9 protein-coding genes and 1 tRNA gene are annotated in these 11373 nt (G+C 71.6%); 7 read left to right on the plus strand and 3 right to left on the minus strand.

Features of this window, described 5'->3' with window-relative positions; all coding sequences use genetic code 11:
• Window positions 1-246 precede the first annotated feature (246 nt).
• Window positions 247-1134, plus strand: coding sequence for a MerR family transcriptional regulator (locus tag ACFU99_RS17425; protein WP_384392389.1), 888 nt, complete (start codon window positions 247-249; stop codon window positions 1132-1134).
• 33 nt (window positions 1135-1167) lie between these two features.
• Here ACFU99_RS17425 and ACFU99_RS17430 read toward each other — a convergent pair whose 3' ends face one another.
• Complete coding sequence (locus tag ACFU99_RS17430) at window positions 1168-2082, minus strand: alpha/beta fold hydrolase (RefSeq protein WP_384392392.1); 915 nt, start codon at window positions 2080-2082, stop codon at window positions 1168-1170.
• A gap of 22 nt (window positions 2083-2104) precedes the next feature.
• On the opposite strand from ACFU99_RS17430, the gene ACFU99_RS17435 reads away from it, so the two are divergent.
• Window positions 2105-2178 (plus strand) — tRNA-Met (locus ACFU99_RS17435).
• 50 nt (window positions 2179-2228) lie between these two features.
• Here the strand turns inward: ACFU99_RS17435 and ACFU99_RS17440 are convergent.
• Both ACFU99_RS17440 and ACFU99_RS17445 read right to left on the minus strand, forming a co-directional pair.
• Window positions 2229-2822 (minus strand): NADPH-dependent FMN reductase, encoded by a 594-nt coding sequence (locus ACFU99_RS17440; RefSeq protein ID WP_384392395.1) that lies wholly within the window; start codon window positions 2820-2822, stop codon window positions 2229-2231.
• Between the two features lie 20 nt (window positions 2823-2842).
• A complete protein-coding gene (locus ACFU99_RS17445) occupies window positions 2843-3751 on the minus strand; it encodes a TIGR03620 family F420-dependent LLM class oxidoreductase (protein ID WP_384392398.1) in 909 nt (302 codons plus the stop codon).
• Window positions 3752-3923: 172 nt separating this feature from the next.
• Here ACFU99_RS17445 and ACFU99_RS17450 point away from each other — a divergent pair, with 172 nt between their 5' ends.
• From ACFU99_RS17450 to ACFU99_RS17470, 5 genes are all read left to right on the plus strand, one after another.
• Complete coding sequence (locus ACFU99_RS17450; protein ID WP_363225119.1) at window positions 3924-4670, plus strand: response regulator transcription factor; 747 nt, start codon at window positions 3924-3926, stop codon at window positions 4668-4670.
• A 42-nt stretch (window positions 4671-4712) separates the two neighbouring features.
• Window positions 4713-6413, plus strand: a complete 1701-nt coding sequence (locus tag ACFU99_RS17455; RefSeq protein ID WP_384392401.1) for an ATP-binding protein — start codon at window positions 4713-4715, stop codon at window positions 6411-6413.
• Window positions 6414-6452: 39 nt separating this feature from the next.
• Window positions 6453-7832, plus strand: a complete 1380-nt coding sequence (locus ACFU99_RS17460; RefSeq protein ID WP_384392404.1) for a glycosyltransferase — start codon at window positions 6453-6455, stop codon at window positions 7830-7832.
• Window positions 7829-10045 carry an ArnT family glycosyltransferase gene (locus ACFU99_RS17465; RefSeq protein ID WP_384392406.1) on the plus strand — a complete coding sequence of 739 codons (2217 nt, stop codon included), beginning with the start codon at window positions 7829-7831 and terminating at the stop codon, window positions 10043-10045. Before ACFU99_RS17460 ends, ACFU99_RS17465 begins: the two co-directional genes overlap by 4 nt.
• Before the next feature lie 181 nt (window positions 10046-10226).
• Window positions 10227-11373 (plus strand): MFS transporter (locus tag ACFU99_RS17470; protein WP_384392409.1); only part of this gene is annotated, 1147 nt, incomplete at its 3' end.

The raw sequence follows: 11373 nt of genomic DNA on the forward strand, positions 1-11373 counted from the left end.
CTCTGGCGTTGGTGTGGGCAGGGGCGGCTGTGGGGTGTGTGGGGCCTGGGTACGGTGCGCTCCCCTGTTGTGCACCGGCCCCAGGGCCCCGCGCTCGGGCGGTGGGCCCGGGGCATGGCTTGAAGACATGCCTCGGCCGTCGTCGAACTGGCCGCCCGACGACTGCGCCCGTCCGACGTCTTTTTTCTCCGGCCCGGCGATTCCTACGCTAGATGCTCCGGTGTAGGGGAGATTCAAGGGACTGTGATGCAGGACACTTGGTCGATCGGGGAGCTGGCGGCGCGTGCGGGGCTGTCGGTGAAGGCCGTTCGGTACTACTCCGATATCGGGCTGCTGCCGATCTCCGGTCGCAGTCAGGGCGGGCACCGCAGATATCTGCCCGAGGCGCTGGAGCAGCTTCGGTTCATACGGCATCTGCGCGGTCTGGATCTTTCGATCGAGTCCATCATCAAGGTTGCCGACGGGGAGCTGCCTCTTGATGATGTGGTGGCTGAGCAGCTGAGCGACACCCGGCGCCGGATCGAGGAACTCCGCTGGCGGGAAGCCGTGTTACGGGCGTTGGACGACTGTCCCGGCGCCAAGCGGCTGCGCCGGCTCCGGCTGCTGGCGCGTGTTCACAGCCTGCCGCAAGCCGCGGCGGACATCTCCCGGGCCTGGCGGCGCATCGTGCCCGCCTCCGTGCCCAGACGGCTGACCGATCTCATCACCGCACAGGGCATCCCCGAGCCGCCGGCCGACCCCACGCCCGAGACCGTTCTCGCCTACGCCGAGCTCCACGCGCTCGTCACCGAGCCGCAGTTCCTGCTCTACTGGGCCGCGCCCTACGTCGACGACAAAGCCTCGCTGTACGCCGAGCTGCTCGACGCCTCCGAGCAGGCCGGCCCCATCGTCGCGGCCGGCCTGCCGCCGCAGCACTGTTCGGCGCTGGGCACCTTCGCCTCCGCCTGCGCCCGTGGCCGCGGCACCGAGGACACCCCCGCCCACCGTGCCTTCATCGCGGCGGAGTTCTGCACCACCGTCCCCATGTTCCGCAAGTACTGGGAGCATCTTTCCGTCGTCACCCCCAGCAGCGAACCGAACGTGGGGACGTCCCACAGCTGGCTCGTGGAAGCCCTCATCGCCGAATCGTTGTGAGGTGAGTACGTAGAGGTGGCTACGTATAGGTGGCTACATCGCCGTCGTTTCTATGAAACGCGTGATCATGGCGTTCACCTGCTCAGGCACCTGGAGCTGGTTGAAGTGGCCGGAGCCTATGGTCTGGCCCGTGGTGACGTTGGGGTGGGTGCGGAGTTCCGGTTCCGGTTCGCGGGCGTAGGCGGCCAGGACGGGGACGTGGACCTTCGACAGGGTCTCCGGGCCGTTGAAGTCGGCGACGGCGCGCCAGTCCTGGGCGGCTATCGCCGTGGGCATGGACGCGAAGCCGGTGATGGTGTCCTCCCGGCGGTACGTGTCGCTCGGCGGGAACATGCCGGACACGAACTCCCTGCGCCAGGAGCCGTCCTCGTCGGCCGCCATGTCGTCGACGGTGCGGGCGAAGAACGCCTTGAGGTGGTCGTTGTAGATCGGGGCCGGGTCGACCAGTACGACGGCCCGTACGGCGTCGGGGCGGGCCGCGCAGGCCAGGGCGACGAGGCCGCCGAGGCTGTGGCCCACCACGATCGGGCGGTCGAAGCCCGCCGCCGCCGACACCGCCAGTACGTCGTCGGCGAAGGCCTCCACCCCGTACGCGCCCGGTGTCGACGTGTCGGGGCGGTCGCTCTCCCCGTGGCCCCGCAGGTCCACCGCCGCCACCCGGCGCTCCCCGGCGAAGTGTGTGAACTGCGGCTCGAAGTACGAGCGGTCGCAGCACGCGCCGTGCACGAAGAGCATGGGCGGCGCCTCGGAAGCCGGCCCCGCCTGCTCGTACGCCAGGCGGATGGAGCCCGCTGCCTCGTCCACATGCTCCGTGTAGTTCGTCACCCAGTCCTCCAGGACGTAACCGATCGTGCTGCTCGTGCGGATCGTGCTGCTCGTGCTGATCTTGGTGTTCCTGGACGGCTCAACGCTCTGCGCGGAGCTTTGATTTCCCTCTGGCGCGATCATCGCGTAGTGTTCAACTCATCGACGCGGGGTGGAGCAGCTCGGTAGCTCGCTGGGCTCATAACCCAGAGGTCGCAGGTTCAAATCCTGTCCCCGCTACTTGAAAGTCAAGGGCCCGGTACTGAAAAGTGCCGGGCCCTTGGCGTTGCTCAGGGCGACTGGGTTCTACAGGCCGCTGCGTGCAGGGTCCCCAGCGCGCTCTTCAGGTCGCCCAGTGTCCGTTCGTCCTTGATTCTTCCCGTCTCCCGGTCCACCTTCGGGCCCGTCGCGTCGATCTCCAGGCACGCCTCCTCCACCACCGCCCCCGTCAGCATCGACAGCGTCTCGCGCAGCTGCTCCTGCGCGTACGAGCCGCCGCCGGGGTGCGGGGACGCGGTGATCACCGCGGTCGGCTTGTCGCCGAGGGCGCCGCTGCTCACCAGCCACTCGATGGCGTTGCGCAGGACGCCCGGCACCCCGTGCGCGTACTCCGGGCTGACGAACAGCAGCGCGTCCGCCCGGCGGACCGCCTCGCGCAGCGCCTCCACCGGGGCGATGGGCTCGGCGCCCTCGACGTCCAGGTCTTGGTTGAAGTGGGGGAGAGTGCCGATCTCCGCCAGGTCTGTCGTAAAGCCGTCTGTCGTGAAGCCGTCTGTCGTAAAGCCGCCCGTCGCGAAGCCGGTCGCCGCTTCGACGGCCGACTGGATCACCGCGTTGTTCGTCGACCGCTCGCGCAGGCTGCCTGATATGGCCAGGAGGTTCATACCGGGACCGTAGCCGGGGCCTACAGGAGGGTTTCCGACAGGACGCGCCATTCCGTGCGGGGGAGCGTGCCGCGGGTGTCCTCGGTCACCACCTGGATCGCCAGGTGGTTCGCGCCGGCGGCCAGGAAGGCGTCCACGCGTTCGCGGATGGCCGGGGCGTCGCCCAGGGCGAAGACGGCGTCGAGGAGGCGGTCGCTGCCGCCGCCGGTGAAGTCGTCGTCGCCGAAGCCGAGCCGGCGGAAGTTGTTGGTGTAGTTGACCAGGCCGAGGTACCCGGCGAGGTAGCCGCGGGCGGTGGCGCGGGCCCGGGCGAGGTCGGGGTCGAGTACGACCATGAGCTCGGGCGCGAGGAGGGCGTCGGTGCCCAGGGCCGTACGGGCCTCGGCGACCTGTTCGACGGTGGTCAGGTAGGGCAGCGCGCCGAGCGAGCGGTCGCGCGAGAGCCGCAGCATCTTCGGGCCGAGGGCGGCCAGCGCGCGGCGGGCGGCCGGTACGGGCCGGGGCGCGGCGTCCAGCGCGTCGAGGTAGGCGGCCATCTCGGAGTACGGGCGGCCGGCGAACGGGCGGTCCTCGCGGTCGCCGAACTCCGCGTGGCTGACGCCCAGGCCGAGCACGAAGCGGTCGCCGTGCGCGTCGCTCAGCTCCGCGTGCCGGGCCGCGACCGCCGCGGCCTCGTGCTGCCAGATGCTCATGATGCTGCTGCCGACCGTGGCGCGGTCCGTGGCCGCCAGGACGGTGGCGATGTCGTCGGGGGACGGGCTGCCGCCGACCCAGATCGTTCCGTAGCCGAGTTCGTCCAGCTCCGCCGCCGCCTCGGCGATCTCGCTCCGCCGGTCCGGGTCCTCGGAGTGCAGCGCGGCGCTCCAGACGCCGATCCGGCCGAGGCCGGTGATGGTTTCCGTCGCTGTGGTGGGCGTGGTGGAAGTCATGGCAGGGGTAGCGGGGGAGAGATTCAGTTTATTTCCCGGGCCCATTTGTCGTATCGGGTCAGCCCGTCCCGGACCGTCCCGGCCCCGCCGTCGCACGCGTCCCGGCGGATTCTCAGGCTATTCACAGACATCTGAAAGGGGGCTCTCAGACCGCCGCCCCAAGATCGGAAGCATGACCGCGACCTCGCCCAAGGGGCGTACCGAGCTGCTGCGAAACGACGGAAGTCCCGTACGGGTGCTCGTCGTCGACGACGAGAGCGCGCTCTCCGACCTGCTGTCGATGGCGCTGCGCTACGAGGGCTGGGACGTGCGCACCGCCGCGGACGGCGCCGGGGCCGTCCGTACCGCCTGCGACTTCCGGCCGGATGCCGTGGTGCTCGACATGATGCTGCCCGACATGGACGGGCTCTCGGTGCTGGGGCGGCTGCGGCGCGAGCGGCCCGAGGTGCCCGTGCTGTTTCTGACCGCCAAGGACTCGGTCGAGGACCGGATCGCGGGGCTCACGGCGGGCGGCGACGACTACGTCACCAAGCCGTTCAGCCTGGAGGAGGTCGTCGCGCGGCTGCGCGGCCTGCTGCGCCGCTCCGGCGCCGCCGCCCAGCGGAGCGACTCCGTACTCGCCGTCGGCGACCTCGTACTCGACGAGGACAGCCACGAAGTGGCGCGCGGCGGGCGGGAGATCCATCTGACCGCGACCGAGTTCGAGCTGCTGCGCTTCCTGATGCGCAACCCGCGCCGGGTGCTCAGCAAGCCGCAGATCCTCGACCGGGTCTGGTCGTACGACTTCGGCGGCCAGGCCAACGTCGTCGAGCTGTACATCTCCTACCTCCGCCGGAAGATCGACGCAGGCCGGGAGCCGATGATCCACACGCGGCGGGGCGCGGGCTATCTCATCAAGCCCGCCGCCGAGGCCCGCTGAGGCCGTGCGCCGGTGAAGCTCCGGCTGCCATGCCGTGCGCCGGTGAAGCCCCGGCCGCCACGCCGTGCCGGGCCGGCCGGGACGACCCGTCGCACCTGGTCGCTGCGCACGCGGCTCGTCGTCTCCGCCGTCGCCCTGGTCGCCGTCGTCTGCGCGGTCATCGCCACCGTCACCACCATCGCCCTGAGCACCTCCCTGTACGACCAGTTGGACGCCCGCCTCGCCGAGGTCGCGGGGCGGGCCGCCGGGCCGCCCCGCGATCCGCAGCGGCCGGTGATCATCACCGAGGACTCGCTGCGCTTCGTCTCCAGCGGCGGCCAGCCGCTCGGCACCATAGGCGCGTTCCTCGACAACAACGGCTCCGTCGTCGATTCCGCCATCAGCGTGCAGCAGAAGTCCGCCAAGGGCACGGCACCGCCCGTCGGGCGCGAACCGCTCACCGCCGCGCAGATCGACGCGCTCACCTCGGTCAGCTGGGACGGGCGCCCGCACACCGCGGACATTCCCGGGCAGGGCGAGTACCGCGTGAAATCCGCCAGCGGCGCCAACGGCATGTACCTCGTCGGCATCCCGACGCGCGAGGCCCGCGACACGCTCAGCACCCTCATCGTCGCCGAGATCTGCGTCACCGCCGCCGGGCTGGTCGCCGCCGCCCTCGCGGGCACCGCGATCGTACGGATCGCCCTGCGCCCGCTGCGCCGGGTGGCCGCCACCGCCACCCGCGTCTCCGAACTCCCCCTGCACAGCGGGGAGGTGGCCCTGCACGAGCGCGTACCGGCGGCGGAGGCCGACCCGCACACGGAGGTGGGTCAGGTCGGCGCGGCGCTCAACCGTATGCTGGGACACGTCGGTTCGGCGCTCGTCGCGCGCCAGGAGAGCGAGACGCGGGTCAGACAGTTCGTGGCGGACGCCAGCCATGAGCTGCGCACTCCGCTCGCCTCCATTCGCGGCTACGCCGAACTCACGCGCAGGGGACGGGAGGAGACCGGACCCGACACGCGGCACGCGCTGGGCCGCATCGAGTCCGAGGCGCACCGGATGTCCGGTCTGGTCGAGGATCTGCTGCTGCTCGCGCGCCTGGACGCCGGCCGTCCGCTCTCGCGCACGGAGCTCGACCTCTCTCCGCTCGTGGTCGACGCCGTGAGCGACGCGCGGGCGGCCGGGCCGGACCACGCCTGGGTCCTGGAACTGCCCGACCGGCCCGCCCTGCTCCAGGGCGAGCCCGCCCGGCTGCACCAGGTGCTGGTCAACCTGTTCGCCAACGCCCGTACGCACACGCCCCCCGGCACCAGGGTCACCGCGCGCGTCGAGCGGCGCGGGCAGCGGCTGGTGCTGGCCGTCGAGGACGACGGGCCGGGGATTCCGGCGGAGCTGCGCCCGCACGTCTTCGAGCGGTTCGCGCGCGGCGACGCCTCGCGCTCCCGCAATGCCGGGAGCACCGGGCTGGGCCTCGCCATCGTGCAGGCGGTGGTGGAGGCGCACGGCGGGCGGGTGACGGTGGACAGCGCTCCCGGGCGTACGGTCTTCGCCGTGCACCTGCCGGCCGCCCCCGCCGGAGGCTCGGCCGCGAAGGGGAGCCCATCCGGATGCTCGGCGGCGAAGGCGGGCCCATCCGGAGGCCCAGCGGCGAAAGCGTGCCCATCCGAGAAGAGCCCACCCGAGAAGAGCCCACCCGAGAAGGGCTCATCCGAGAAGGGCCCATCCGAGAAGAGCGCTTCCGCTCACAGTCGTTCCACAGGCTGAACACACCTCTGGGACAGGGGACTTGTCGAGAGTCGCAGCATGACTCATCCCCCGATCGACGCGTTGCCGGCCCGGGAGCATCTGCTCCTCGGGCGCACGGCGACCGTGCTCGATGTCGTGATCCCCGTCTACAACGAGGAGACCGATCTCGAACCCTGTGTGCGCAGGCTCCACGACCACCTCTCGGCGACCTTCCCGTACGGCTTCCGCATCACCATCGCGGACAACGCGAGCACCGACAGCACCCCCCAGGTGTCGGCCCGGCTCGACGACGCGCTGGAGGAGGTCACCGCCGTCCGGCTGGAGCGCAAGGGCCGGGGACGGGCGCTGCGCACCGTCTGGTCGCACTCCGACGCCCCGGTCCTCGCCTATATGGACGTGGACCTCTCCACCGACCTGAACGCGCTGCTGCCGCTGGTGGCGCCGCTGATCTCCGGCCATTCGGACCTCGCGATCGGCTCCCGGCTCGCGCGCAGCTCGCGGGTGGTACGGGGCCCGAAGCGGGAGTTCATCTCGCGCGCGTACAACCTCATCCTGCGCTCCAGCCTGGCCGCCCGGTTCTCGGACGCGCAGTGCGGCTTCAAGGCGATCCGGAAGGACGTCGCGGACCGGCTGCTGCCGATGGTCGAGGACTCCGGATGGTTCTTCGACACGGAACTCCTGGTGCTCGCGGAACGCGCGGGGCTGCGGATCCACGAGGTGCCCGTGGACTGGGTGGACGACCCGGACAGCACGGTGCGCATCGTCCGTACGGCCACCGAGGACCTCAAGGGCGTGTGGCGGGTCGGGCGGGCGCTGGCCACCGGGGCGCTGCCGCTGGACCGGCTCAGCCGCCCGTTCGGCACGGACCCGCGCGACCGCGAGCTGAGCGGCGTGCCGGGCGGGCTGGCGCGGCAGCTCGTCGGGTTCTGCGTGGTGGGCGCGCTGAGCACCCTGTTCTACCTGGCTCTGTACTCGCTCTTCCGGCTCGGCGTCGGCGCGCAGGTCGCCAACGGGCTGGCCCTGCTGGTCTCCGCCCTCGCCAATACGGCCGCCAACCGGCGGCTGACCTTCGGCGTGCGCGGCCGGGACCGGGCCGTGCGCCACCAGGCTCAGGGCCTCGTCGTCTTCGGCATCGGGCTCGCCCTGACGAGCGGTTCGCTGGCGGCCCTGGACGCGGCGGCGGGCGGTTCCGGTACGGGCGGCTCCGGCGGGGGAGTCTCGCACGGCGCGGAGCTCGCGGTCCTGGTCGCCGCCAACCTCGCGGCGACGGTGCTGCGCTTCCTGCTGTTCCGCGCCTGGGTCTTCCCGGCGGGGCGGGAGGGCGGAGCCGATGACGAACTGTCAGCAGTGCCTACGGGCGAAGGAAGCCGCTTCCGCCGCGACTACGCCCCGAGTACGAGTACGAGCCCCAGCACGAGCACGAGGAGCGTCCGATGACCACCCATCACCCCGACGCCCCCATGCCGCCGACGCGCCTGCACGGCGACCCGCGCCACGGGCGTACCGGCCGCCCCGGCCGCCCCGGCCCCGCACCCACCGCGTACGGTCTGTACGCCCGGCTGCGCGGGCTGCCGCGCCGCGTCTGGCGCGGTCACCTGGACGATCCGACCTGGGCGCGGCCCGGTCTGCTGGCGCTGCTGGCCGTGACCGCCGTGCTCTACGTCTGGGACCTGGGCGCGTCCGGCTACGCCAACCAGTTCTACTCGGCCGCCGTGCAGGCGGCGAGTGAGAGCTGGAAGGCGATGTTCTTCGGCTCGTCCGACGCGGCGAACTCCATCACCGTGGACAAGCCGCCGGGCGCGCTGTGGCCGATGGCCCTGTCCGTACGGCTCTTCGGCCTCAGCTCCTGGGCGGTGCTGGTGCCCGAGGCGCTGATGGGGGTCGCGACCGTCGGCGTGCTGTACGCGGCGGTGAAGCGGTACTTCGGGCCGGCCGCCGGGCTGCTGGCCGGTGCGATCTGCGCGCTCACGCCCGTGGCGGCGCTGATGTTCCGTTTCAACAACCCCGACGCGCTGCTGTGCCTGCTGAGCGTCTGCGCGGTGTACTGCGTGCTGCGGGCGCTGGACGACGGGCGCACGAAGTGGCTGGTGCTGGCCGGGGTCTGCTTCGGGCTGGGCTTCCTGACGAAGACGCTCCAGGCGTGGCTGATCGTGCCGCCGCTGGCCCTGCTGTACGCGCTGTCCGCGCCGGTCCGAATGCGGAGGCGGCTGGCCCAGCTGCTGTGGGCGGGGCTGGCGATGCTGGTCTCGGCGGGCTGGTGGGTGGCGATCGTCGAACTGTGGCCGAAGTCCTCGCGCCCGTACATCGGCGGCTCGCAGGACAACAGCTTCCTCGGGCTGACCCTCGGCTACAACGGCTTCGGCCGGATCACCGGCGACGAGGCCGGCAGCGTGGGCGGCGGCCGGGGCGGGGGCGGTGGCGGCGGCTGGGGCCTGACGGGCTTCGACCGGCTCTTCTCGTCCGACATGGGCGGTCAGATCGCCTGGCTGCTGCCCGCCGCCTTCATCCTGCTGCTCGCCGGGGTGTGGCTGGCCTGGCGCGGGCGGCGTACGGGCACGGCCCTGCCCTCCGGTCAGCGGGCGGCGTTCCTCGCCTGGGGCGGGGCGCTGGTGATGACGTTCCTGACGTTCAGTTTCATGTCGGGGATCTTCCACCAGTACTACAACATCGCCCTGGCCCCGTATATCGGCGCGCTCGTCGCCATGGGCACGGTGGTGCTGTGGCGGCGGCGTTCGAGCCGGACGGCGGCCGTCGTGCTGGCCGTGACGGCGGCGGGGACGGCCGGCTGGTCGTATGTGCTCCTCGCGCGCACCGCGCACTGGCTGCCGTGGCTGCGCTGGTCCGTGCTGGCCGGCGGCGTGGCGGCGGCGCTCGCGCTGCTGCTCGTGGCGCGGCTCGGGCGGCGGATGGCGTGGTGGGCGGCGGCCGTGGGCGTCGCCGCCTCGCTGGGCGGGCCCGTCGCGTACGTGTTCAACACCGTCGGCACCCCGCACGGCGGGTCGATCGTGACGGCGGGCCCGGCCTCCGGGATGCCGGGGATGGGAATGGTCATCCGCGGCAAGAAGGGGAGCCCCGGTGTCTTCTTCGGCCCGGGGCAGAAGGCGAAGAAGGGCCCCGGAGGACAGCAGGGCGGGCCGCAGGGCGGGCAGCAAGGTCCGCAGGGCGGTCCGGGCGGCGGGCAAGGCGGCGAGCGGCGCGGCAAGGGCCCGGTGCTCGTGGGCGTGGGCGGGCTGCTCGACGGCCAGGACATCGACGCCAAGGCGAAGGCCGCGGTCAAGGCGCACGCCGACGACTACACCTGGGCGCTGGCCACGGTCGGCTCGCAGAACGCGGCGAGTTATCAGCTGGCCACCGGAAAGCCGGTGATGTCGATCGGCGGGTTCAACGGCAGCGATCCGTCGCCGACGCTGGAGGCGTTCAAGAAGGCCGTGCGGGAGGGGAAGATTCACTACTTCGCCGAGGCCGAGCGGCTGGGCGGCCAGCGGCAGGAGGGCTACGGCCCGCAGATCACGTCCTGGGTGAAGGCGAATTTCGAGAAGGTCAAGGCGGGCAAGAGCACGCTCTACGACCTGACGAAGCCGAAGCCGAAGCCGAAGGCGGAGGCGAAGGCGGAGGCGAAGGCGGAGGCGAAGCAGGACCAGCAGAAGTAGAAACAGAATCCGGAATCTTGGGAGAAGCCGAACCAGGGCGCGGGGCGGCCGTTTCCGCGGCAAGTGGAATGCCGGTCGCTGCCGGTCGCCCCGTGCCCGCAAAAAATCACTTGTACGACGTATGAGCCCCTGTTGTACGGTGTAAATCTCATCTCAATCATACGCCGTACAAGGAGCCCAGTTGTCCGCGCCTGCCGCCATCCGGCCATCCGCCGGGTCGGGCCACCCCCAGAGGTGGCTGATTCTCGGCGTCATCTGTCTAGCCCAGCTCACGGTCCTCCTGGACAACACCGTCCTCAACGTCGCCATCCCCTCCCTCACCACCGAGATGGGCGCCGCGACCTCCGACATCCAGTGGATGATCAACGCGTACTCGCTCGTGCAGTCCGGGCTGCTGCTCACCGCGGGCAGCGCCGCCGACCGCTACGGCCGCAAGAAGCTGCTGGCCGCCGGGCTCGCCCTGTTCGGCATCGGCTCGCTGGCCGCCGCCCTCTCGCAGAACACCGGCGAGCTGATCGCCGCCCGCGCGGGCATGGGCGTCGGCGGCGCGCTGCTGATGACCACCACCCTCGCCGTCATCGTCCAGGTCTTCGACGACGCCGAACGCACCAAGGCCATCGGCCTGTGGGGCGCCGTCAGCTCGCTCGGCTTCGCCGCCGGGCCGCTGATCGGCGGCGCGCTGCTCGACCACTTCTGGTGGGGCTCGATCTTCCTCGTCAACATCCCGGTCGCGCTCCTCGGGCTGATCGCGGTCCTCAAGCTCGTACCGGAGTCGAAGAACCCGGCGGGCGACCGGCCCGACCTGCTCGGCGCGCTGCTGTCCACCATCGGCATGACCGGCGTCGTCTACGCCATCATCTCCGGGCCCGTGGACGGCTGGACCTCGTCGTCCGTGCTGCTGTCCGCCCTCATCGGCGTCGTCGGCCTCGGCGTCTTCGTGCTCTGGGAGCGCCGCGCCCCGCACCCCATGCTGGACATGCACTTCTTCCGCAACCGCCGCTTCGTCGGCGCGGTGGCGGGCGGCATCCTGGTCGCCTTCGGCATGGGCGGCTCGTTCTTCCTGCTCACCCAGCATCTGCAATTCGTGCTCGGCTACGGCCCGTTGGAGACCGGGCTGCGCATGACGCCGCTCGCGATCGTCATCGTCCTCCTCAACCTCACCGGGGTCGGCGCGCGTCTGCTGCCCAAGCTCGGCACCCCGCTGACCATCGTCGGCGGCATGGGCCTGCTGGCCGCCGGCCTCGCCGCCGTCGCGGTCCTCGGCGCGCACGGCTACGGCGGGATGCTGCTCGGCCTGGTCCTGATGGGCGCGGGCATCGCGCTCGCGA

Source organism: Streptomyces sp. NPDC057654 (assembly GCF_042800135.1).
Lineage (GTDB): Bacteria > Actinomycetota > Actinomycetes > Streptomycetales > Streptomycetaceae > Streptomyces.